The organism is Streptomyces sp. NPDC016469 (assembly GCF_040632905.1).
In the GTDB taxonomy this organism is placed as follows: Bacteria; Actinomycetota; Actinomycetes; order Streptomycetales; family Streptomycetaceae; genus Streptomyces.
The window spans coordinates 108,289-130,144 of record NZ_JBEYCQ010000017.1 but is presented as its reverse complement, the minus strand read 5'-3'; the positions used below and the strand labels follow the sequence as shown (position 1 = coordinate 130,144).

Annotated in this window: 19 protein-coding genes and 1 tRNA gene; 10 read left to right on the top strand and 10 right to left on the bottom strand. The window is 74.3% G+C overall.

From position 1 onward, the window contains the following. Window positions 1–19 precede the first annotated feature (19 nt). The gene (gene alc / locus ABZ565_RS20950) at window positions 20–1,135 is read right to left on the bottom strand and encodes an allantoicase (protein WP_361028785.1); all 1,116 of its coding nucleotides are present in this window, start codon (window positions 1,133–1,135) and stop codon (window positions 20–22) included. Beyond that, complete coding sequence (allB, locus tag ABZ565_RS20945; RefSeq protein WP_361028782.1) at window positions 1,132–2,481, bottom strand: allantoinase AllB; 1,350 nt, start codon at window positions 2,479–2,481, stop codon at window positions 1,132–1,134. The genes alc and allB overlap by 4 nt, the downstream gene beginning before the upstream one ends. A gap of 314 nt (window positions 2,482–2,795) precedes the next feature. Here allB and ABZ565_RS20940 point away from each other — a divergent pair, with 314 nt between their 5' ends. Continuing rightward, window positions 2,796–3,596, top strand: a complete 801-nt coding sequence (locus ABZ565_RS20940; protein WP_361028779.1) for an IclR family transcriptional regulator — start codon at window positions 2,796–2,798, stop codon at window positions 3,594–3,596. Between the two features lie 51 nt (window positions 3,597–3,647). Here ABZ565_RS20940 and ABZ565_RS20935 read toward each other — a convergent pair whose 3' ends face one another. Both ABZ565_RS20935 and ABZ565_RS20930 read right to left on the bottom strand, forming a co-directional pair. Then, entirely contained in the window at window positions 3,648–4,328 is a 681-nt protein-coding gene (locus ABZ565_RS20935; RefSeq protein ID WP_361028776.1) for an ABC transporter ATP-binding protein, read from the bottom strand. Next, entirely contained in the window at window positions 4,325–5,398 is a 1,074-nt protein-coding gene (locus ABZ565_RS20930) for an ABC transporter permease (RefSeq protein ID WP_361028773.1), read from the bottom strand. The genes ABZ565_RS20935 and ABZ565_RS20930 overlap by 4 nt, the downstream gene beginning before the upstream one ends. A 110-nt stretch (window positions 5,399–5,508) precedes the next feature. Here ABZ565_RS20930 and ABZ565_RS20925 point away from each other — a divergent pair, with 110 nt between their 5' ends. Both ABZ565_RS20925 and ABZ565_RS20920 read left to right on the top strand, forming a co-directional pair. Further along, on the top strand, window positions 5,509–6,711 hold the full coding sequence (locus ABZ565_RS20925) for a sensor histidine kinase (protein ID WP_361028770.1): 1,203 nt from the start codon (window positions 5,509–5,511) through the stop codon (window positions 6,709–6,711). Continuing rightward, window positions 6,708–7,343 (top strand): response regulator transcription factor, encoded by a 636-nt coding sequence (locus ABZ565_RS20920; protein WP_361028767.1) that lies wholly within the window; start codon window positions 6,708–6,710, stop codon window positions 7,341–7,343. The genes ABZ565_RS20925 and ABZ565_RS20920 overlap by 4 nt, the downstream gene beginning before the upstream one ends. A gap of 12 nt (window positions 7,344–7,355) precedes the next feature. Here ABZ565_RS20920 and ABZ565_RS20915 read toward each other — a convergent pair whose 3' ends face one another. Further along, window positions 7,356–7,670, bottom strand: coding sequence for a DUF5955 family protein (locus ABZ565_RS20915; RefSeq protein WP_361028764.1), 315 nt, complete (start codon window positions 7,668–7,670; stop codon window positions 7,356–7,358). Window positions 7,671–7,856: 186 nt separating this feature from the next. On the opposite strand from ABZ565_RS20915, the gene ABZ565_RS20910 reads away from it, so the two are divergent. Both ABZ565_RS20910 and aceB read left to right on the top strand, forming a co-directional pair. Beyond that, window positions 7,857–8,450: a nucleotidyltransferase family protein gene (locus ABZ565_RS20910; RefSeq protein WP_361028761.1), complete on the top strand. Its 594-nt coding sequence runs from the start codon at window positions 7,857–7,859 to the stop codon at window positions 8,448–8,450. A gap of 231 nt (window positions 8,451–8,681) precedes the next feature. Then, window positions 8,682–10,301 (top strand): malate synthase A, encoded by a 1,620-nt coding sequence (aceB, locus tag ABZ565_RS20905; RefSeq protein ID WP_361028758.1) that lies wholly within the window; start codon window positions 8,682–8,684, stop codon window positions 10,299–10,301. A gap of 60 nt (window positions 10,302–10,361) precedes the next feature. Here aceB and ABZ565_RS20900 read toward each other — a convergent pair whose 3' ends face one another. The 4 genes from ABZ565_RS20900 to ABZ565_RS20885 all read right to left on the bottom strand — a co-directional run bounded on the left by ABZ565_RS20900 (window position 10,362) and on the right by ABZ565_RS20885 (window position 15,184). Next, window positions 10,362–11,258, bottom strand: coding sequence for a sucrase ferredoxin (locus tag ABZ565_RS20900; RefSeq protein ID WP_361028755.1), 897 nt, complete (start codon window positions 11,256–11,258; stop codon window positions 10,362–10,364). Then, window positions 11,255–12,466 (bottom strand): cupin domain-containing protein, encoded by a 1,212-nt coding sequence (locus ABZ565_RS20895; protein ID WP_361028752.1) that lies wholly within the window; start codon window positions 12,464–12,466, stop codon window positions 11,255–11,257. The genes ABZ565_RS20900 and ABZ565_RS20895 overlap by 4 nt, the downstream gene beginning before the upstream one ends. After that, the gene (locus ABZ565_RS20890) at window positions 12,463–12,750 is read right to left on the bottom strand and encodes a BatC protein (RefSeq protein ID WP_361028749.1); all 288 of its coding nucleotides are present in this window, start codon (window positions 12,748–12,750) and stop codon (window positions 12,463–12,465) included. Before ABZ565_RS20890 ends, ABZ565_RS20895 begins: the two co-directional genes overlap by 4 nt. A gap of 145 nt (window positions 12,751–12,895) precedes the next feature. Further along, window positions 12,896–15,184, bottom strand: coding sequence for a glycosyl hydrolase family 18 protein (locus ABZ565_RS20885; RefSeq protein WP_361028746.1), 2,289 nt, complete (start codon window positions 15,182–15,184; stop codon window positions 12,896–12,898). 212 nt (window positions 15,185–15,396) lie between these two features. On the opposite strand from ABZ565_RS20885, the gene ABZ565_RS20880 reads away from it, so the two are divergent. The 5 genes from ABZ565_RS20880 (at window position 15,397) to ABZ565_RS20860 (ending at window position 20,760) form a co-directional block, all read left to right on the top strand. Continuing rightward, a tRNA-Cys gene (locus ABZ565_RS20880) sits at window positions 15,397–15,472 on the top strand. A gap of 24 nt (window positions 15,473–15,496) precedes the next feature. Then, complete coding sequence (locus ABZ565_RS20875) at window positions 15,497–16,633, top strand: gala protein (protein ID WP_361028743.1); 1,137 nt, start codon at window positions 15,497–15,499, stop codon at window positions 16,631–16,633. Continuing rightward, window positions 16,630–18,360 (top strand): ankyrin repeat domain-containing protein, encoded by a 1,731-nt coding sequence (locus ABZ565_RS20870; protein ID WP_361028740.1) that lies wholly within the window; start codon window positions 16,630–16,632, stop codon window positions 18,358–18,360. Before ABZ565_RS20875 ends, ABZ565_RS20870 begins: the two co-directional genes overlap by 4 nt. Beyond that, window positions 18,357–19,568 carry a sigma 54-interacting transcriptional regulator gene (locus ABZ565_RS20865; protein WP_361028738.1) on the top strand — a complete coding sequence of 404 codons (1,212 nt, stop codon included), beginning with the start codon at window positions 18,357–18,359 and terminating at the stop codon, window positions 19,566–19,568. The genes ABZ565_RS20870 and ABZ565_RS20865 overlap by 4 nt, the downstream gene beginning before the upstream one ends. Window positions 19,569–19,572: 4 nt before the next feature. Continuing rightward, window positions 19,573–20,760 carry a VWA-like domain-containing protein gene (locus ABZ565_RS20860; RefSeq protein WP_361028735.1) on the top strand — a complete coding sequence of 396 codons (1,188 nt, stop codon included), beginning with the start codon at window positions 19,573–19,575 and terminating at the stop codon, window positions 20,758–20,760. A gap of 7 nt (window positions 20,761–20,767) precedes the next feature. Here ABZ565_RS20860 and ABZ565_RS20855 read toward each other — a convergent pair whose 3' ends face one another. After that, a complete protein-coding gene (locus tag ABZ565_RS20855; RefSeq protein WP_361028732.1) occupies window positions 20,768–21,760 on the bottom strand; it encodes a fibronectin type III domain-containing protein in 993 nt (330 codons plus the stop codon). Between the last annotated feature and the right edge of the window lie 96 nt (window positions 21,761–21,856).

Genomic DNA, 21,856 nt, shown 5'->3' with positions numbered 1-21,856 from the left:
CTCGTCGGAGTACGCCGCGTCAGCCGCCGAGTTCGGCGTGGCGGGCGGCCAGCCGGGCCGCGCCGCGTCCGGTGAGCGAGCCGAAGAGGCGGAGCCGTGAGATGCCGCCGTCCGGGAAGATGTCGATCCGCACCTGGTCGGCGCGTACGGCCTCGGGCAGCACGAAACGGTGGTCGGTGTCGGGCTGCAGCCGGGTCCGGGGCAGGAACTCGGTCCACGCGCCGGTCTCCGCGTCCCGGGCGGTGAGCCGGGCCCAGCCGGCCGCGTTGCCCTTGAGGTAGGCGGTGTCGATCTCGACGGCGCGGATGTCCGCCTCCGCCACCAGGTGGTAGTGGATCCAGTCGTTGCCCCGGTCGCGACGGCGGCGGGTCTCCCAGCCGTCGTCCATCTTGTGGGAGCGGCCGGGCTGGATGGTGTTGGTCGCCGGGGAGTAGAAGCGGTCGGAGGCGTCCTCGACCCGGCCGCCGTTCTCCAGGGCGACGACGTCGAACGTACCGAGCGCGGCCAGCCAGGCGGGGTCCGGGGCGACCTCGCCGTAGACCCGCAGGCGGGCGACGCCGCCGTCCGGGTGCTGGTTGAGCCGCAGGTGCGTGAAGCGGCGCTCCACGTCGACGGCGAACCCGTTGGCCGCGTGGCCGCCCACGGCGGTGCGGGGGACGAGCGTCGTCCACTTGACGTCCGGCGCGAGCAAGTCCTCGGGCGAGGGCGAGCCGGGCATCGATACGGCCTCGACGGAGACGGCCTGCGGGTAGTTGCCGCGGAAGTGGGCGGTGTCCACGACCAGGCCGCGCACGATGCCGGGGGCGCCGAGCCGGATCAGCGCCCAGTCGTGGTCCTCGTCCACCGGGTGCGGCCGCTCGGCGCTCGCACCGCGCCGGCGGCGGGTCTCCCAGCCGTCCATGATCTTGCCCTTGTGCCCGAACCGCTCCGGGTCGAAGTGGGCGGGTTCCGGCTTGAGCAGGTTCTCGCGCTCCGCGAAGAACTCGTCGTTGGCGGCGATCACGCCCGCGCCGAGCCGTCGGTCGGCGAGGTCCACGAGGTGGGTGAAGGGGAGGTCCGCGGTGCGGTAGTCGGCGTACGGGTCGCCGCCGCCGTACGGATTCGCGTCGCCGGTGAAGTGCGTTGTCGCCGTCATGCTCGGGATTCCCTTGTCTGGAGGCGGCCGGTGGGTTCGCCGAGGACGCCGTCGGCGGCGATGCGTACGCCGCGCAGCCAGGTGGAGCGCACCACGCCGTGCAGGGTGCGGCCGGCGTACGCGGTGACCTGGTTGCGGTGGAAGAGCTCGGCCGGGTCGACGGTGAAGGTGGCGTCGGGCGCGAGGACCGCGAAGTCGGCGTCGCGGCCCGCTTCGATGGCGCCCTTGTGGTGCAGCCCGGCCAGTGCGGCGGGGGCGGCGGACATCCAGCGGGCGACGTCGTCCAGGGTGTGGCCGCGCCGGCGGGCCTCGGTCCAGATGGCCGGCAGGCCGAGCTGGAGGGAGGAGATCCCGCCCCACGCGGAGGCGAAGTCCGGGGTCTTGAGGTCGGTGGTGCACGGCGAGTGGTCGGAGACGATGCAGTCGATGGTGCCGTCGGCGAGCCCCTGCCACAGCGCGTCCTGGTTGGCGGCCTCCCGGATCGGCGGGCAGCACTTGAACTCGGTGGCCCCGTCGGGGACCTCCTCCGCGGTGAGGGTGAGGAAGTGCGGGCAGGTCTCGACGGTGAGCCGGACGCCCTCGCGCCGGGCGGCGGCGATCAGCGGCAGCGCGTCGCTGGACGACAGGTGCAGCACGTGGACGCGGGCGTTCAGCCGCCGGGCGTGGGCGATCAGGCCCTCGATGGCGGTGTTCTCGGCGTCGCGCGGCCGGGACGCCAGGAAGTCCGCGTAGGCCGGTCCGGCCTGCTGCGGCGCGGAGGCCAGGTGGTGGGGGTCCTCGGCGTGCACGATGAGCAGCCCGCCGAAGCCGGCGATCTCGGCCATGGACCGGGCCAGCTGCTCCTGGTCCAGCTCGGGGAACTCCTCGACGCCGGACGGCGACAGGAAGCACTTGAAGCCGAACACCCCGGCCTCGTACAGCGGGCGCAGATCCTTGACGTTGGTCGGGACCGCGCCGCCCCAGAAGCCGGTGTCGACGTGCACCTTGGGCTCGGCGACGCCCTGCTTGATCCGCAGGTTCTCGACCGTGGTGGTGGGCGGCAGCGAGTTGAGGGGCATGTCGAGCAGCGTGGTGATGCCGCCGGCCGCCGCCGCGCGGGTGGCGGTCCAGAACCCCTCCCACTCGGTGCGGCCGGGGTCGTTCACATGGACGTGGGTGTCCACGAGGCCGGGCATGAGGACGTCGTCCCCGAAGTCCTCGAGGCGGGCGCCGGCCGGCGCCTCGGTCTCATGGGGCAGAACGGCGTCGATGGTCCCGCCGGTGACGGCGACCGATGCGGGCCGGGTCCCCTCGGGGGTGACGACGCGCGTCGAACGCAGTAGCAGCTTCACGTCCGGACCGGACACCGGTGCTCCTCACTTCGCACTTTCAACGAACTGTTGAAGGAGTCTTCACTCGGGAGCGTGCCCCGTCAAGACCTCTTCCCCGCACCCCGCCCGCTTCCGGCGCCGCACTGGAGGTTTCCACAAAGTAAAAGGTAAATTTCGGAGTGCGGAACGTAGAATGGGCCAGGTGCTGCGCGGCCGGGGCACCGCCCGGCCTGCGGACACCCGGACAAACGGGCGCTGACCGGCCCTGACGGCCCTCGTCGACTGTGGGCCGATCGGAAAGGGCCCGGTAGGCTGCTGCCTTGCTCCTCCGCCTCGAAAGGACCGTTGACGTGCCGCCGTCCCACGCCAGCACTTCCGACTCCAAGCCCGCCGGATCCAGCGGTGGTGTGCAGTCCCTTGAGCGCGCCTTCGACCTGCTGGAGCGGATGGCCGACGCGGGGGGCGAGGTCGGCCTGAGCGAGCTCTCCGCGAGCAGCGGACTCCCGCTGCCCACGATCCACCGCCTGATGCGCACGCTGGTCCTGTGCGGTTACGTACGTCAGCAGCCCAACCGGCGTTACGCGCTCGGCCCCCGCCTCATCCGCCTCGGCGAGTCCGCCGCACGGCTGCTCGGCACCTGGGCCCGCCCCTATCTGGCCCGGCTGGTCGAGGAGACCGGCGAGACGGCCAACATGGCGCTGCTCGACGGCGACGAGATCGTGTACGTGGCGCAGGTGCCGTCCAAGCACTCGATGCGCATGTTCACCGAGGTGGGCCGCCGGGTGCTGCCGCACTCCACGGGCGTCGGCAAGGCGCTGCTCGCGCACACCCCGCCGGACGAGGTGCGCGCCCTGCTCGCCCGCACCGGGATGCCCGCCGCCACGGAGAAGACGATCACCACGCCCGACGGCTTCCTGGAGGCGCTGGACCAGGTGCGCCGGGTGGGCTACGCGGTGGACGACAACGAGCAGGAGATGGGGGTCCGCTGCCTGGCGGTTTCGGTGCCCAACTCCCCCACCTCCGCCGCGATCTCGATCTCCGGCCCGGCGGGCCGGGTCACCGAGGCGGCCACCGAGCGGATCGTGCCGATCCTTCAGCAGGCGGCCAAGGAACTGTCGGACGCGCTGGCGAGCAGCGGTACGGCGGGCTGAGAGGCCACGAGACGGGCCCGGACCTCCGCGAGGTCCGGGCCCGCCCGCGTCTCAGGCCGGCGCCGGGGCCGTGAGGCGCCCGTCCACCATCGTGACCGTCCGGTCCACGCGGTCGAGGTGGGCGCGGTCGTGCGTGACCAGGACCGTCGCCGTGGACCGCTGCCGGGTCAGCGTCACCAGCAGGTCCAGGACGGCCGCGCCGCGCTCGTGGTCCAGGGCGCTGGTCGGCTCGTCCACGAGCAGGAGGGCGGGGTCGTTCATCAGGGCCCGGGCGATGTTGATCCGCTGGCGCTGGCCGCCGGAGAGCTGGTGGGGCCTGCGGCCGGCCTGCCCGGCGAGACCGACCGCGTCGAGCAGGTCGAGCGCCCGGGCCCGGGCGGCCCCGGCCCGGCCGCCCGAGAGGTGCGTCATGACCTGGAGCTGTTCGACCGCGGTCAGGGACGGCAGCAGGTTGGGCTGCTGGAAGACGATGCCGACGCGCTCCCGGCGCAGCGCCGCCTTCTCCGCGCGCCCGAGCCCCGTGGTGTCCGTACCCGCGACGACGACCGCCCCGTCGTCCGGGGCGACCAGGGTCGCCGCCACCGCGAGGAGGCTCGACTTGCCGGAGCCGGACGGGCCGACGACGGCGGTGAGGGTGCCGGCGGGCACATCGAGCGCGACGCGGTCCAGCGCGGTGAGGCGCCCGTCGCCGTCCGGGTAGGTGAGGGTGACATCGGTGAGCGTGAGGGTCATCGGGCACTCCCGAGCGCGGTGAGCGGGTCGACGGCGGTGATCCGCCGGATGGACAGGGCGGCCCCGGCCGCGCCGAGCGCGATCATCACGGCGGCCGGGACGAGGACCGTCGCCGCGTCCAGGACGAACGGCACGGCCCCGCCGGAGACCAGGGCGCCGATGCCGGAGGCGAGGGCGGTGCCCAGGCCCGTACCGACGACGAGCATCACGACGGCCTGCCCGAGCGCGTCCCGCAGCAGATACGGGGTGGAGGCGCCCAGCGCCTTGAGCACGGCGACGTCGCCCCCGCGCTGGATCGTCCAGACGGTGAAGAACGCGCCGATGACCAGGGCCGAGATGGCGAAGAGGAAGCCGCGCATCAGCTGGAGCGAGCCGTTCTCGGCCTGGTAGGAGCCGATGGCGGTCAGGGAGTCGTCGAGCGAGAGGGTGCGGGTGCCCGCCGCCCGGTCACCGGCGGCCAGATCGGCGGCGCCGCTGGTGGCCAGGGCGATCACGGTGGCGCGCCCGTCCCCGGCCCCCGACCGCCGCCAGTCGGCGAGGTCGGTCCACACGACCGGGGTGTGGCTGTACGAGGCGTCGCCCGCGACGGCGGCCACGGTGGCCTCCCGGCCGCCGAGGGTCAGCCGGTCGCCGGGGCGTACGCCCAGCTCGTCGGCGCCCGCGCCCGAGAGCACCACCTCGCCGGGGCCGACCCGGGCGGGCGCCAGGCCGCTGCCGGGCTCGACGCCGAACGCGGAGACGGCGGCGGTGCGCTCCCCCGTACCGGCGGTGGCGTTCAGGGTGCGGATGCCGAGCGGGTGCGCGGACTCCACACCGGGCTGCCGGGCCCATGCGCGTACGGCGTCCTGACCGACGGACGAGTCGGTGAAGGACACCGCCCGGCCGGCCGGTGGCGCGGCGAACGCCAGGTGGTCGGCGTTCAGTCCGGTGACGGCCGAGGTGTTCTCCCGGGCCAGCCCGGCGGTGAGGCCGGACAGCAGGCCCACGAGCAGGGTGATCAGCACGATCACCGTGCCCATGAGCGCGAACCGGCCCTTGGCGAACCGTAGGTCTCTCCATGCGACGAACATGGATCCAGCGTCGTTTCCCCCCGCTCCGGAAACATCGCCCCCGGGCTGGTGACGACATCAACCTTTCGATTGACCGGCCGCGGGCGGCCCGCGCCTACGCTGGATCCATCATGGAAACGCGTGTCCATCCCCCGGTCGCCGCCGCGCTGCGGATGTGTCTGCACGGGCTGCTGCTCGGCCTGCTGGCGCTCGCCGCCGTCAAGGCCGTCGCCGACGGCGGCCGGCACCCGGGCGCGGTGACGGCGGTCGCCGGTGTGCTCGCCGCGGTGTACGCGGCGGGCGCGGCGGCCAGGTTCGTGCAGCCGGGGACCCGGGCGGGCGCGGGGTGGCTGGCGGCGCTCGGGGTGCTGTGGGCCGCACTGCTGGTGCTGTCTCCGGACGCGCTGTGGGTGGCCTTCCCGCTCTACTTCCTCCAGCTGCACCTGCTCCCGACGCGCTGGGGCCTGCCCGCCGTGGCGGTGACGGCGTGCGCCGCCATCGCGAGCTTCGTGCTGCACGGGCAGGCGGTCACGCCGGGCACGTTCATCGGTCCGCTGCTCGGCGCGGCCGTCGCCGTCGCCACGGTCCTCGGTTACGAGGCGTTGTTCCGGGAGAGCGAACGGCGCCGCGAGCTCATCGAGGAGCTGGTCGCGACGCGTGCGGAGCTGGCCGAGGCGGAGCGCACCGCCGGCACCCTGGCGGAGCGCGAGCGGCTGGCCCGGGAGATCCACGACACCCTCGCGCAGGGCCTGTCCTCCATCCAGCTGCTGCTGCGCGCCGCCGAGCGCGCGCTGCCCGAGGACGCCCCGGCCGCCGCCCATGTGCACCGGGCCCGCGAGGCGGCGCAGGACAACCTCGCCGAGGCGCGCCGCTTCGTCCGCGCGCTGACCCCGCCGGACCTGGCGAACGGCTCCCTGACGGCCGCCCTGGAACGGCTGTCCGCCCGCTCCACGACGCCCACGCTCACCGTGCGGTTCGCGGCGAGCGGCACGCCGGTGGAGCTGCCGACGCCGTACGAGGTGGCGTTGCTGCGGACCGCCCAGTCGGCACTGGCCAACACCGTGCGGCACGCCGCTGCGGGGCGGGCGGAGATCACGCTGAGCTTCATGGACACCTCGGTGTCGCTGGACGTGGTGGACGACGGACGCGGCTTCGCTCAGGACGCCCCGGCGGTCGGCGCCACGGAGTCCGGCGGCTTCGGGCTGCCCGCGATGCGCTCCCGGGCCCGGTCGCTCGGCGGCACCCTCAGCGTCGAATCGGCGCCCGGCCAGGGCACCGCCGTCGCGCTGACCCTGCCGCTGCCGGTGGACCGGGCCGGCCGGGAGGCGGCATGAGCGCGACGCCCGTCCGGCTGCTGCTCGCCGACGACCATCCAGTGGTACGGGCGGGGCTCCGGGCCGTCCTGGACACCGAGCCGGACTTCCGGGTCGTCGCGGAGGCCGCCACCGCCGAGGAAGCCGTCGCCCGGGCGGCGGCGGGCGGGCTGGACGTCGTGCTGATGGACCTCCAGTTCGGCGCCGGGATGCACGGCTCGCAGGCGACCGCCGCGATCACGGCGGCGCCGGACGCGCCCCGGGTGCTGATCCTGACGACGTACGACAGCGACGCGGACATCCTGGCGGCGGTCGAGGCCGGGGCGGCCGGCTACCTGCTGAAGGACGCGCCGCCCGAGGAGCTGGCGGCGGCGGTCCGTACGGCCGCCGCCGGGCGCTCGGCGCTGGCCCCGGCCGTAGCGCACCGGCTGATGGACCGCATGCGCACCCCCGCCCAGGCGCTCACCAAGCGCGAGCTGGAGGTGCTGCAACTCGTCGGCGAGGGCCTGTCGAACGCGGAGATCAGCAAGCGGCTGTTCCTGAGCCAGGCGACCGTGAAGTCCCACCTGGTGCACGTCTACGCCAAGCTGGGTGTCGACTCGCGCACGGCCGCCGTGGCGGCGGCGACGGCCCGCAGGCTCATCCGCCGCTGACGCCCCACCAGTTCAGCGCTGCGGCGGCTCCCCGAAGAGGTCGACGGCGACCCGGACGTCCCGCAGGGCCGCGGCCAGTGCGCTGACCGAGCCGATCGCCCCCGCGATCAGCAGCAGCGAGCGGCGCAGCCGGGGGATCTCGGGCGCCCCGCTGCGCGCCATCGCGTCCAGCGCCGCGAGTTCGTCCTCGGCGATGGCGCGGTCGGGGAACCGCCCCGGGTGGCCGGCCAGGGCCCGCCGGAGCCGGGAGACCGCCGTGCGCAGCTCCGCCACTCTGGGGTCCTCACCGCTGCCGGTGACCCGCTCCTGCCCGACGCTCTTCAACAAAGCTCCCCCTCGCACGTCCTTGTGCCAGTGTCGTTCCGACCGGTCCCCGCACCATGGTCAAGTGTCCGGGGATGCGGGCAAGTTAACGCCATAAAAGGTGCCGGGCGCCACTCCGCGTACGTAACACACGCCATAGAGGTACGAGGCGGTGGGGCGGGACCGGCCGCCGTGGGGTATCCAGGCGGCATGACATACGCACGGATCGCCGGACTGCTGCTCGCCGCGGGCGGGGGCCGCCGGCTCGGTGGACGCCCGAAAGCCCTGCTGGGACACCGTGGCGGGCTGCTCGTCGAACACGCGGTGCGCACGCTGCGCGAGGGCGGCTGCGGCCCGGTCCACGTGGTGCTCGGCGCCTCGGCCGACGAGGTCGCGGCCCGGGCGGAGCTGGACGGCTGCACCGTGAGCGTCAACCCGGAGTGGACCGAGGGCATGGGCTCCTCGCTGCGGACGGGGCTGGACGCGCTCGCGGGGACGGGCGCGGACGCGGCGCTCGTGCTGCTGGTGGACCAGCCGGGCATCGGGGCGGAGGCGGTGGCCCGGGTGCGCGCGGCGTACCGGGACCGGACGAGCCTGGCGGCGGCCTCGTACGCGGGGGAACGCGGGCATCCGGTGCTGTTCGGGGCGGACCGGTGGGCGGACATCGCGGCGGGTGCGGTGGGCGACCAGGGGGCGCGGGCCTATCTGCGGGCACACCGGGAGGCGCTGACGCTGGTGGAGTGCGGCGATGTGGCACAGGCGTACGACATCGACACTCCGGCGGACCTTTCGCACCTGGAGTGAACGCCCTGGCACGCTGCGCCAGCACCCCGGCTGTTCTGTCGACCCGAAGAATCTCGACATCAACAAACCATTGAACTTCCACCATGAGGAAACTACTATCCACTGATCAGAAGCCCTCTGCACCTCAGACGGCGGCCACAGCCGTATCCCGGAGCCCTGGCACGCCGTGCCAATCGGGCGGCCCGGCGGCCGTGACGCCGTCCGCACCGCCCGCTGAAGGAGTGACAGCTCATGTCCGCACCAGCGCCGTCCTCGCTGGCCATCGTCGATGCCGAGCCCCTGCCCCGGCAGGACGAGGTCCTCACCCCCGCGGCCCTCGCGTTCGTGGCCGAGCTGCACCGCCGGTTCACGCCCCGGCGCGACGAGCTGCTCGCCCGCCGCGGTGAGCGCCGGGCCGAGATCGCCCGCACCTCCACCCTGGACTTCCTCCCGGAGACCGCGGCGATCCGTGCGGACGACTCCTGGAAGGTCGCGCCGGCCCCGGCCGCGCTGAACGACCGCCGGGTGGAGATCACCGGTCCGACCGACCGCAAGATGACCATCAACGCCCTGAACTCGGGCGCGAAGGTCTGGCTCGCCGACTTCGAGGACGCGTCCGCTCCCACCTGGGAGAACGTCGTCCTCGGCCAGCTCAACCTGATGGACGCGTACAACCGCTCCATCGACTTCACGGACCCGAAGTCCGGCAAGGCGTACGCGCTGAGGCCGGCCGAGGAGCTGGCGACCGTCGTCACCCGCCCGCGCGGCTGGCACCTGGACGAGCGCCACCTCCAGCTCGACGGCACCCCGGTGCCCGGCGCGCTGGTCGACTTCGGCCTGTACTTCTTCCACAACGCCCAGCGCCTGATCGACCTCGGCAAGGGCCCGTACTTCTACCTCCCGAAGACGGAGTCGCACCTGGAGGCCCGCCTCTGGAACGACATCTTCGTCTTCGCGCAGGACGAGCTGGGCATCCCGCAGGGCACCGTCCGCGCCACGGTCCTGATCGAGACGATCACCGCCGCGTACGAGATGGAGGAGATCCTGTACGAGCTGCGCGACCACGCCTCCGGGCTGAACGCGGGCCGCTGGGACTACCTGTTCTCCATCGTGAAGAACTTCCGTGACGGCGGCGCCAAGTTCGTCCTGCCGGACCGCAACGCGGTGACGATGACCGCCCCGTTCATGCGGGCGTACACCGAACTTCTCGTCCGCACCTGCCACAAGCGCGGTGCCCACGCGATCGGCGGCATGGCGGCCTTCATCCCGTCCCGCCGCGACGCCGAGGTCAACAAGGTCGCCTTCGAGAAGGTCAAGGCCGACAAGGACCGCGAGGCGAACGACGGCTTCGACGGCTCCTGGGTCGCCCACCCGGACCTCGTCCCGATCGCCATGGCCTCCTTCGACGCGGTCCTCGGCGAGAAGCCGAACCAGAAGGAGCGCCTGCGCGAGGACGTCTCCGTGGCGGCCGGCGACCTGATCGCCATCGACACCCTGCACGCCAAGCCCACGTACGACGGTCTGCGCAATGCCGTCGCCGTCGGCATCCGTTACATCGAGGCGTGGCTGCGCGGCATGGGCGCGGTCGCCATCTTCAACCTGATGGAGGACGCGGCCACCGCCGAGATCTCGCGCTCGCAGATCTGGCAGTGGATCAACGCGGACGTGGTCTTCGAGAACGGCGAGCACGCCACGGCGGACCTGGCCCGCAAGGTCGCCGCCGAGGAACTGGCCGCGATCCGCGAGGAGATCGGCGCGGAGGCCTTCGCCGCCGGCCAGTGGCAGGAGGCCCACGACCTCCTCCTCCAGGTCTCCCTGGACCAGGACTACGCGGACTTCCTGACCCTGCCCGCGTACGAGCGGCTGCGCTGACGCCGTTACGCTCCCTGCCCCGCCCCCTCGCGTACGCGTCCGGGGGCGGGGCTTCCGCGTTCAGCCGGCGCGGATCGAAATGACCTCGTGGAGCATGGCCGCGCTGGTGGCCGGGCCGTTGCAGGTGAGTTGGTGCGGTGGGGCGCGGTGGGCGGTGACCTCCACGTCGTACGCGGTCGCGCGGGGCGGGGGGCCGGTGACGCGGATCAGCCAGTGAGGGCCGGACCGGGAGGTGCCGGTGACCGTGTAGGCGTGGCGGGCGGCCGGGCCGTAGCGGGCGAGTACGGCGGCGAGGGCCGCCTGCTGGGCCGGGAAGAGATCGGTGTAGCCCCGCAGGTGCTCGGCGTCGACGCGCCCCGCGAGGTGCTGTTCGACGACGGCGACGGACGAGGCGGCGTCCAGGCCGCCGTAGTAGACGCCGTCGGGCGCGACCAGCACATTGGCGGCGAAGCGGTCGCCGCCCACGTGCGTGCACTCCCACACCAGGTCCGCCCACCGCTCGCTCAGCGCGCCGGCCACCGGGCGTCCGCGCAGGGCGCAGCAGGTGTCGTGCCGGCCGTGGGCGCAGACGAGGACGACCGGCGGGTGCCCGGGCTCTCCGGGTGCGCCGAGCGCGGCGGCGGCGAGGGCCAGGTCCTCGTCGCGTTCCCAGGTCCCCCACTGCTGGCGGTGCGCGCCGGTGGCGTCGTACCGCAGGACGGCCCAGCGCGGGGGGCCCGCGTCCACGGGGCGGCGCCCGTGGCGCCGGATCAGGAGGATGCGGGCGCGCACCGCCCGGGCCGCTTCGTAGAGCAGGGACTTGGTGACGGGGTCGAGCGCGAGGCCGTCGTAGCCGTTGGCGGGCCAGGGCGCGTGGTACTCCACGAGGACCCACACCAGGCCGTACGGGGCGGTGCCCGGGAGCGCGTCGCCGCGGGCCCGGGCGGCGTCGGCGCAGAAGAAGCGTTCCGCTGTCACTGAGCGGCCGGGACGAGGACTCCGGCGCGCAGCAGCCTTCCCGCGCAGGCGAGGCCGAGGTCGCCGGCGGTGCGCACCTCGCCGGCGAGCAGGCGGGCCAGGGCCGGGAGGTCCGCCTCCGGGAAGTCCAGCCGGCCGACCCGGGTGACCAGGCGGCGGCCCTCCAGGCGGGCTTCCAGCGCGCCCCGGAGGCGGACCGGGGTGCCGGGGCCGAGTCCGTTGACGGCGGCGAGCTGGGCGAGCGGGCCGAGCGGTGCGGGGCGGGCCTGGGCGCGCCGGGCGCGGTGGAAGTCCGGGGCGGGATCGGCGCCGGCGAGGGCCGCGACGAGGCGTTCGCGTACCGGAGCGGTCTCCTCGTCCGGGCCGGCCACGCCGAGCGGGAGGGAGCCGCGCATCCAGGGGTCCTCGCGGAGCTCGGCGAGCGCGGCGCGCATCAGCTGTTCGGCGAGCGCGTACCGGGTCCAGGTGTGGACGCCGAGCGTCAGGTGGACCGCGACCTCGCCCTGCGCCTCGGCGGCGTGCAGCCAGCCGCGCGGCAGGTAGAGGACGTCGCCCGGTCCGAGCACGGTGTCGAGATGCGGTTCGCCCGCGGCGGCCTCCGTGACGGCGCCGCGGTGGCCGGTCCAGGGCTGGTCGCGCAGCGGGTCGGGGTGCACGGGGCGGTGGACGATCCAGCGCTTGGCGCCCTCGATCTGGAGCACGAAGACGTCGTGGACGTCGTAGTGCGCGTCGAAGCCGCGGTTCTGCGGCGGGGTGACATAGGCGTTGGCCTGCACCGGGTGGCCCAGTTCGGCGGCGAGCGCGGCGGTGAGGTCGCCGACCGGGGCCCAGGTGCGCTGGAGCGCTTGCAGGACGAGGGTCGCGCCGTCCGCGAACTCCCGCCACAGCGCGGTGTCGTCGGCCTGGTCGCCGATGGTGGCGCCGGCCCCGGCGGGCGAGGTGAACGAGGCGTAGGGCAGCGTGGCGCCGTTCTTGGCGACGCGGAGGAACGGCGTACGCAGTCCGCGCCGGGAGAGGAGTTCGTCCACGGCGGCGGCCGAGAAGAGGTCGGAGAAGTCACCGGCCCGGCGGGTGAGCAGCGCCTCGCGGCCCCAGAAGTCGCGGGCGAACGCGTCCCGGCCGGTGCCGGGTGTCAGGCGCGACTCCAGGACCCCGGGGGCCGCCGTCGCGGCCGGGGGGTCCTGGGTGCCGGTCGGGGATGTGCTCAAGAACGGTCCGCGCCGCCGTCGGCCCCGCCGTCCTGGACGCCGGGCGTACCCGCCGCTCCGCCGTCGGCCGGACCCTCGGCACCACCGTCCGCGCCGCCGTCCTGGACGCCGGGCGTACCGGCCGCGCCACCGTCCGCAGGACCCTCGGCACCACCGTCGGCGCCACCGTCCGCCCCGCCGTCGGCGCCGCCGTCCGCCCCGCCGTCATGCACGCCCGGCGTACCGGCCGCGCCACCGTCCGCGGGGCCTTCCTGCTGGTTCGGGTCCTGCTCGGGGCTGGTCATTGCTTCCTCCCGCGCGTCGAACGGCTGGGGCCGGACCCGTGACGGGCCCGGTGGTGAGGCACGGCGGTGCCACGGGGGCACCGCCGCGAACAGCCTACCGCTATGGGAGGTAAGTCTCGATTTGAGGGAAATCGAGCGGTGACGGCTATTTCAGCCCGTTGTCGAGGGCGCCCATCAGCGTGCCCTGGGTGGTGTCGCCCGACATCTCCCAGACCATGACGCCGAGCAGCCCCTTGTCCTTGACGTAGTCCGTCTTCCTGCCGATGGACCAGGTGTCGTCGAAGGACCACCACTGGCTGCCGGTGTAGCCGTACGTGGAGATGGACTGTTCGTCGTGATGGACCGTCATCGCCGGATAGGCGCCGATGAGGTTCGAGTAGCCCCGGGTGCCGGCCTCCTCGGCGAACTGGCCGGGTGCGGCCCCGCCCGCCGGCTGCCACTCGCCCGCGACGCCGCCGTCGGTGACGCCCTGCCAGCCCCGGCCGTAGAACGGGATGCCGAGGGTCAGCTTGCGTGGTTCGACACCCGCGTCGGTGTACGCCTTGATGGCGCTGTCCGCGCTGAAGTGGAAGTCGTACGGGTCCTGGGCGTCGTTGTAGAGGTTGGCCTGGTGGCCGGTGCGGTGGGGTTCCCAGGAGTTGTCGCTGCCGGAGCCGTGGAAGTCGTAGCCCTGGACGTTGGCGACGTCGAGCGAGCCGAAGACCTTGGACAGGTCCCAGCCCTCGTCGATCTTCTGCGGGTCGGCGGGGGTGAAGGCGGTGAGCAGCCGGTGGCCGCCGCCCAGTGCGTCGAGCTGCTTGCGGAACTCGGCGAGCAGCAGGGTGAGATTGTCCTTGTCGTCGGGCGAGTAGTGGTTGCCGGGGTGCCCGGTGCCGGTGCCCGGCCACTCCCAGTCGATGTCGAAGCCGTCGAAGATGCCGGCCGCGCTGCCCGGGCCGCCCGCGCCGTTGTACACGGGCAGGTTGCCCTTGATGTACATGTCGATGCAGGAGGAGACGAACTTCTTGCGGGCGGCGTCGGTGGCGGCGACGTCGGAGAAGTACTTGGAGTACGTCCAGCCGCCGAGCGAGACCACGATCTTCAGATCGGGGTGCAGCTTCTTCAGCTTCTTGAGCTGGTTGAAGTTGCCGCGCAGCTTGCCCCAGCCGTCGTCCGCGACACCGTCCACGGACTGGGCGGCGCTGAACGGGCGGGCGTAGTCGGCGTCCGCGTCACCCGCGCCGGTGCCCTGCTCGGGGTCCTGGGGGTCGGCGGTCGTGCCCTTGGTGACGCCGTTGAGGCAGGTGAGGTTGTTGGGGTCGATGTTGGCGAAGGCGTAGTTGACGATGTCGAGCTTGCCGGCGGCGCCCGAGGTCTCCAGGTTCTTGACGAAGTACTGGCGGCCGTAGATGCCCCACTGGACGAAGTAGCCGACCTTGGCGTAGTTGCCGGCGCCGACGATGTCGTCGGTCTTCACGGTGAGGGTGTTGCCGGCCGGGGAGGCGTTGTCGGCGGCGTCGCGGGCCTTCACGGTGAAGGTGTACGAGGTGGAGGGCGAGAGGCCGCCGACCGTCGCGGTGGTCGTGGTGCCGGAGACCGTGGTGGCGAGGGCGGAGCCGCGGTAGACGTCGTACGCGGCGACGCGCTGGTTGTCCGTCGCGGCGGTCCAGGCGAGCGTCACGGACGAGGAGTCGGTGGCGGTGGCGCGCAGGGCGCCGGGGGCCGTCGGGGCCGAGGTGTCGGTGGCCGGGTCGACGGTCTTCACGGTGAGCGGGGCGCTCTCGGCGGAGACGTTGCCCCGGATGTCCTTGGCCCGGACGGTGAAGGCGTAGGCGGTGGCCGGGGTCAGGCCGGTGACCGTGGCGGAGGTGGCCGCGGTGGCGGAGCCGACGACCTTGCCGCCGGCCAGGATGTCGTACGAGGCCACGGGGAAGTCGCCCGCGGTGGCGGCCGTCCAGGACAGCGACGCGGTACGGGCGGTGACGTCGGTCTGCTTCAGCCCGCCGGGCGCGCCCGGGGGCACGTCGGCGGAGCCGTCGCACTTGTCGCCGTTGATCCGGCACCCGGTCGGAGCGGTGATCGGGCCGGTGGCGACGAACCAGAAGCTGTACGGCTCGGTGCTGCTGTGCGCGGCGACCGTGCCGTTGTAGTGCGCGTTGACGGCGGTGATGTGGCTGCCCCGGGTGGTGGTGGTCCCGTTGTACGAGGACTGGATGGCGACCCCGGCGGGCAGGTCGAACTCCAGGCTCCAGCCGGTGACGGCGGTGTCGGTGTCGTTGCGCAGGACGTAGGTGCCCTTCCACCAGGGGCCGTTGTCGGCGGAGGCGAAGGTGGCCGTGAGCTTGCCCGCCGCGTGCGCGGGGACGGCCTGCAGGGACAGGAGCGTGAGGAGGAGGCCGAGGACGGCGAGCAGCGCGGTCGCCGTTCTCCGTCTGAGTGGCATGTGCTCGAACATGGTTTCTCCCTTACGGCAGGGACCGGTGAGGCGGTCCTCGGGGAGGTGCGGATGTCGTGCCATGGAGCACCCGGGAAGCTAATTGGTCTGGACCAAGTCGTCAAGAGGTACAGACCACTTGAAGTTCGAGCACCGCTCGGACGCCAACGCCCGCCCAACCATGGGTGCAGGTGTGCGAATTGATCGCCGTCACGGTTAGGATCACCGACGGCAAGGCTGTAGCGCAGAGGTCGTCGCGCCCTAGCAGCAGGCTGGAGGACGTCGGTTCGAATCCGACCGGTCTTGCCACCTTTTCGTAGACGGGGGTAAGAGATGTCGCAGCCGTTGCCGGTGCGTTGTCCGGCCATTGACCATCCGGACCTGCCCCTCGCCGACCCGGCGCTGCTCGGGCCGCTGCTCGACCGGCTGGCGGCGGAGGAGCCCGTCGCGGCCGACGAGACGTTCCCGCTGGGCGCGCTGCGCGCCGACGGGCGCGTCGACCTCTGCAAGCAGGGGCTCGGCGCGGCCGGCGCCGCCCGGGTCATGCCCGCCGCCGCCCGTTCGCCGCACGCCACCCACGTACTGCTCGGGACCAACTCCCTCGGCGACGAGGGCGCTGCGGCCGTGGCCGCGGCGACGGCCGGGACCGGCCACGGGCTGCACACCCTCTACCTCGGCTGCAACCGCATCGGCGCCGCAGGGGCCGCCGCCCTCGCCTCCGCCCTGGCCGACGACGCCACCGTCCGGGCCCTCTGGCTCAAGCGCAACCCCCTCGGCGACGCGGGCGTCCGCGCCCTGCTCCCGATGCTGCGCCGCAACACCGTGCTGCGCACCCTCGACCTGGTCAACACCGGGGTCACGGCCGACGGACTCGCCGCCCTGCTGGACGTCCTGAGCACCCGTCCGCGCCCCGTCGAGCGGCTCTTCCTCGGCGGCAACGGGCTGGGCGCCGACGCCGCGCCGCTGCTGGCCCGGCTGATCCTGGACGCGGGGGTGCGGGAGCTCTACCTCCCGTCCAACCACCTCGGCGACGAGGGCGCCGCCGTCCTCGCGGGCGCCGTCGACCCGGCCCGCCCGATCCGGCTCGGCCTGGGCGGCAACGGCATCGGACCCGAGGGAGCCCGCGCCCTGGCCGGGGCGCTCGACGGGATCGAGGCGCTCGACCTGGGCCGGCCGCCCTCGGAACGCAGCCTGGGCGCCCCGCCCAACGTCACCGGCGACCTCGGGGCGCACGCGCTGGCCGAGGCGCTGCCGGGCAGTCCGCTGCGCCGCCTCGAACTCAGCCACACCGGGCTGACCGGACGTGGTGCGAAGACTTTGCTCGCCGCCGTCGCGCCCGGGTCCCGGCTCGAGTACGTGGGCCTGGGCCCCGGGCTGCCGCGCCGGGTGAAGCGCTCCTTCGCGGCGCTGCTGCGTCCGGACGGCGGGGCCCACGCCGATCTGCGCGCGGTCAGGAGCCTGTACCGATGAGCCCGCGCGACGCCGTCCGGTTCCTGTCCCCGCAGGAGGCGGCGAGCCGGCGCGAGGTCCGCCGCTACGCCGTGCCGCGCTCGATGATCGAGGAGTCGGCCGCGCTGCGGGAGGCCGGCGACTGGCGGGGGGCCTGCGCGGCGGCCGGTTTCCAGGTGCGCATCGACCCGGACCAGGTCGCCGCCCGGTACGGCGCCGGGGTCGCCGAAGCCCTCCTCGCCGACCTCCGGGACCTGGCACCGGACCTGCTGCGCTGGCACCTGCCCCGGATCCTCGCGGGCCGCTCGACCCTGGCGACCGACCGGACCGTCCTCCTCGCGGGCTACGGCTCCGCGCCCGGCGCGTACCTCCAGCTGTCCACCACGGCCATGGCCGACGGCCCCCAGCACCTCCCGCTCCGGTTCGGTCCGCCCCGGCGCCGGACCGCGTACGCCACCGTCGAGAACTGGCAGCCGCTCGGGCACCTGTGGCGCGCCGGCCGGGCCGGTGACCTGCGCGCACGGGCGGGCGGCGCGGACCGGCTGCCGTTCCTCGCGGCCGACGGCACTCCGCTCCCGGCGGACCGGCTGCCGCAGGAGGACCCCGGCAGCGGCGACCCGGTGGCCCGCGCCGAGTGGGTGAACCTGCTGTACGCGGGCGGCCGCATCGCCGACGCGCTCGCGGCGGCCGGGATCGAGTGGGACCCGACGCCCCCGGAGGTGCACGCGTACCACCGGACCGCCCCGGAGAACGTCATGGCGGGCCTGGCGCTGGACGTGGCCCGGCTCGACGCGGAGGTGCGCCGGTACGCGGAGCTCGACGGGGCGGAGCGGTTCCAGATCGGGCAGGGCTGGCGGGTGCGCGTCCTGCTCGACTTCACCGCCCCCGGGCTCGGCGGCCGGCTGCGGATCAGGGTCGTCAGCCGCGAGGCGGCAGAGGGCGCGTTCCTCCTCCCCGAAACGGCCTGGCGCAGGACGCCCGACCTGGAACTGCTGGCCGACGGCGTCCTGACCCCTGCGGACCTGCATCCGCTGGTGGCCCGGTCGCTCTTCCCGGACCACGCGGGACCGTTCGGGCCGCCCGGAGTCACGCCGCCCGCCCCGGTGCGGGTGCGCTGCCGGGGCGACTGGCACGAGGTCCGCTTCCGGAACGGGACGCTCGACTCCCCGCACACCGCGCAGGAGCGGCAGCGCGAGAGCGCCCTGCGCGCGTTCGGCGGGGCGGTCACCGGCTGCTTCGCCGTCGAGCACACCTGCCTCACCGGGACGGGCCGGCTGCCCAGGGCGCTGGCCGCCCAGCGGCGCGACCTCTTCCTGCGCGCCCAGCACGGGGACACGGCGGGCGTCGTGGCCCTGCTGGACGCGGGCGTCGATCCGCGCATCCGGGACGGCGGCAAGCACACGCTGCTCCACGTCCTGCCCCTGCTCGACCACACCGTGCTGCTCCCCCGGCTGCTGGCGGCCGGCCTCGACCTGGAGGCCAGGGACCACCGCGAGCGCACCCCGCTGAGCGTCGCCGTCTCGGGGGGCGGGTCGGCCGGGCTCGTCCGGGACCTGCTCGACGCCGGTGCCCGGATCGACGTGAGCGACCAGACGGAACTCTCGCTGGAACAGATGATCCGCAAGTACCGGCGGACCGATCTGAGGTTCCTCGCCGAACGGGTGCTGAAGGAGCATCCGGACGCCGGGGCGGAGTGGTGGGACGAGTGGAACGAGGACTACGACGACGAGGAAGGTGACGACGCGTGAGCACCGTGGCCCCCGGCGCCCGCGCACAGGCGCCGCACCCCCTGGACGCCGCCGACGCGCTCGACCGGCGGCTGCGCGCCACCCGGACCGAGACCGTCGCCAACCCGCAGCTGGAGGCGCTGGCCCTGGCGGTGACCGCCAATCAGCCGGTGCTGCTCTGGGGCGAGCCGGGCATCGGGAAGTCGGCGGGGCTCGAACAGCTCGCGGCGGGCCTCGGCCTCGGTCTGGAGACCGTCATCGCCAGCGTGCACGAGCCGTCCGACTTCGCGGGCCTGCCCGTCGTCGGTGACGACCCGGCCACGACCGGCGTCCCGATGGCGCCGCCGGACTGGGCGGTCCGGCTCGCCCGGAAGGGGCAGGGGCTGCTGTTCTTCGACGAGTTGTCCTCCGCTCCCCCGGCCGTGCAGGCCGCCCTGCTGCGGGTCGTCCTGGAGCGCCGGGTGGGCAGCCTGAAGCTCCCCGACGCCGTGCGCATCGTGGCGGCGGCCAATCCGCCGTCGAGCGCGGCGGACGGCTGGCACCTGAGCCCCCCGCTCGCCAATCGCTTCGTGCACCTGCACTGGACGCACGACCCGCGCACCGTGGCACGCGGTATGGCCGGCACCTGGCCCGAGGCGCCCGTCCCGGTGGTCGATCCCGCCCGGACCGCCGGTGCGGTGGCCCGGGCCCGGGGCGCGGTCTCCGGATTCCTCACCGCGCGCCCGGGGCTGGTGCACCATCTCCCGGCCGACGCGGAGGGCCGGGGAAGGGCCTGGCCGTCGCCCCGGACCTGGGACATGGCGCTGCGGCTGCTCGCCACCGGCTACGCGACCGGCACCGGCCGGGAGGCCGTCGCCGCCGCCCTGACGGGGGCCGTCGGGGAGGGGGCGGGCATCGAGCTCCTGGCGTACCTGGAGAACCTGGACCTGCCCGACCCCGACCGGGTGCTGGCCGATCCGGACGCCTTCGCCCTGCCCGAGCGCGGCGACCGGCAGCTGGCGTTCCTGATCGCGGTGGTGGCCGCCGTCCAGGCCGAGCCGACCCGTCCTCGCTGGGAGGCGGGTTGGGCGGTGCTGGCGAAGGCCGTCGCGGCGGGGGTGCCGGATGTGGCGGCGCGGGCGGCGATGGACCTGGCGGCGATGCGGGACACCGACTGGCCGGTCCCGGAGGGCATCGACGCCTTCCTGGAACTCCTCCAGCTCTCCGGCGCGCTGCCGGGGAGCGCCTGAGCCCGTGTCCGTACCGGCACCGCTCCCGCTGGACCACACCAAGCTGCTCGCCGCGCGCTACCGGGCGGCGAGCGACCGGCCGTACCTCGCGACCGCGCTGTACGCGCTGTCGGTGGTGGCGAGCGACCGGGTCCCGACGATGGGCGTGGACCGGCACTGGCGCTGCTACGTGTCGCCCGCCTTCGTGGAGCGGACACCCGTCGCCGAGCTGGCCGGGGTGTGGGTGCACGAGGTCGCGCATCTGCTGCGCGACCACCACGGCCGGGCCGCCCGGCTCCCGGCGGCCGACCAGCGCGACGCGCTCCGGGTCAACGTCGCGCAGGACTGCGAGATCAACGACGACCTGATCAGCGACGGGCTGCCGCTGCCGGAGGGGCGGATGGAGCCGGGGCTCTTCGGGCTGCCGGCCGGTCAGCTCTTCGAAACGTACCTGCCCGCGCTGCCACCGGGCCCGCCGCCGCACAACTGCGGTTCGGGCGCGCACGGCCGCCCCGAGCCGTGGGAGCTGCCCGGTTCGGAGGGGCCGTCCCCGCTGGGCGCCACGGAGGCGGAGGCGCTGCGGCGGCGTACGGCCGAGTCGATGCGCGCCCACCGGCGCACCCGGGGCGACCTTCCGGCGGGCTGGCGGCGCTGGGCCGAGGAGGTCCTGGAGCCGACGGTGGACTGGCGGCAGGCGCTGGCCGGTGCGGTACGGGAGGCGGCCGCCTGGGCGTCCGGGGCGGTGGACTACACCTACCGCCGCCCGTCCCGGCGCAGTGCGGCCCTGCGCGGTGTCGTCCTGCCGACGCTGCGCCGCCCGCTGCCCCGGGTGGCCGTTGTGGTCGACACCTCGGGCTCGATGGGCGACGACGAGCTGGCGGCCGCGCTGGGCGAGGTCACCGGGGTGCTGCGGGAGGTGGGCATCCGGGGCAACCGGGTCTCCGTCCTGGCCTGCGACTCCGATGTGCACGCCGTCTCGCGGGTGACCTCCGCCGACCAGGTCGCGCTGGGCGGGGGCGGCGGCACCGACATGCGGGTGGGCATCGCGAGGGCTCTGGCGGCTCCGGAGCGGCCCGGCATCGTGGTCGTCCTCACCGACGGCTGCACGCCCTGGCCCGACGAGTCGCCCTCGTGCCGGCTCGTCGCCGCGCTCATCGGGGCGGACGCCCCGCAGCCGCCCAGCTGGATCGAGACGGTGCGGGTCCCCCTCTGACCCGGAGTCACCGCCCGAGGACCACCGTGAGCGGCTCCGAGAAGTCGCCCCACTTGCCGTCGGGCAGCTGGGCGCGCAGCGTGATCGCGTGGCTGGTGCCGCGCGGTTCGGCGGTGGTGTACTGGTAGGTCGCCCGTTCGGTGGGCGGTTCGTCACCCCAGGCGATGGTGGTGGTCATCTTGCCGTCCAGGTACAGCTGGTAGGTGCGGATCTCGCCGTCCGCCTCGGGCGGTGCCCACTCCAGGTCGACGGCGTACTCCTTGCCCTGGACCCTGTTCCTGGCCCGCAGGCCGGTGGGGGCGGTGCTCGCCGGGGCACCGGGGGCCGAAGCGGTGGTGAGGCGGAAGGCGTTGCTGTCGGGCGAGGAGGTGTCCGCGGCGTCGCGCGCCCGCACGGTGAAGGCGTAGGCCGTGCCGGGGCGCAGCCCGGTCAGCCGGGCCGTGGTCTCCGTGCCCGGCACGGTGTGGATGCGGGTGCCCTCCTGATAGATGTCGTACGCGGTGACGCCGATGTCGTCCGTGGAGCCGCCCCAGGAGAGGGTGGCGGCCCGGCTGCCGTCGGCCTTGCCGCGCAGTTTCACCGGCCGGGTGGGGGGGCCGTGGTCGGCGGGCGTGGGGGCCGGGGTGGTGACGCGGACGGCCGCGCCGGCCGCGGAGAGGTTGCCGGCGGCGTCGCGGGCGCGGACGGTGAAGGTGTAGGCGGTCGACGCGGTGAGCCCCTCCACGTCGATCATCACCTTGGACGCGGGGACGGCCTTGACCTTCTTGCCCTCCCGGTAGACCTCGTAGCCGGTGACGGCCGTGTCGTCGGTGGCGGCCTTCCACATCACGTGCGCGGAGGTGGCGCTGCTCGCCTGCACGGTGACCCCGCGCGGTGCGGTGGGTCTGGTGGTGTCCCCGTGGTCCTCGGAGCCGGAACCGGAGCCGCAGGCGGTGGCGAGTGCGGCGAGGAGCAGGGCGGCGGCGCAGGCCGGCGCGCGACGCGGGTGAGGGGATCGCACGGTGTTGCCTTCCGTCCGGAAGCAATGGTCCAGACCTGTATCGCATGCGCCGGGCCCCGCCGACAAGAGCCCGGAGCGGAACCTTCCGCAATGTGC

Excerpts from the sequence above, each read along its gene's own strand:
- alc (WP_361028785.1), bottom strand. The coding sequence starts at position 1,135 with ATGACGGCGACAACGCACTTCACCGGCGACGCGAATCCGTACGGCGGC.
- ABZ565_RS20935 (WP_361028776.1), bottom strand. The coding sequence starts at position 4,328 with ATGACCCTCACGCTCACCGATGTCACCCTCACCTACCCGGACGGCGAC.
- ABZ565_RS20930 (WP_361028773.1), bottom strand. The coding sequence starts at position 5,398 with ATGTTCGTCGCATGGAGAGACCTACGGTTCGCCAAGGGCCGGTTCGCG.
- ABZ565_RS20925 (WP_361028770.1), top strand. The coding sequence starts at position 5,509 with ATGGAAACGCGTGTCCATCCCCCGGTCGCCGCCGCGCTGCGGATGTGT.
- ABZ565_RS20920 (WP_361028767.1), top strand. The coding sequence starts at position 6,708 with ATGAGCGCGACGCCCGTCCGGCTGCTGCTCGCCGACGACCATCCAGTG.
- ABZ565_RS20910 (WP_361028761.1), top strand. The coding sequence starts at position 7,857 with ATGACATACGCACGGATCGCCGGACTGCTGCTCGCCGCGGGCGGGGGC.
- aceB (WP_361028758.1), top strand. The coding sequence starts at position 8,682 with ATGTCCGCACCAGCGCCGTCCTCGCTGGCCATCGTCGATGCCGAGCCC.
- ABZ565_RS20890 (WP_361028749.1), bottom strand. The coding sequence starts at position 12,750 with ATGACCAGCCCCGAGCAGGACCCGAACCAGCAGGAAGGCCCCGCGGAC.
- ABZ565_RS20885 (WP_361028746.1), bottom strand. The coding sequence starts at position 15,184 with ATGTTCGAGCACATGCCACTCAGACGGAGAACGGCGACCGCGCTGCTC.
- ABZ565_RS20875 (WP_361028743.1), top strand. The coding sequence starts at position 15,497 with ATGTCGCAGCCGTTGCCGGTGCGTTGTCCGGCCATTGACCATCCGGAC.
- ABZ565_RS20870 (WP_361028740.1), top strand. The coding sequence starts at position 16,630 with ATGAGCCCGCGCGACGCCGTCCGGTTCCTGTCCCCGCAGGAGGCGGCG.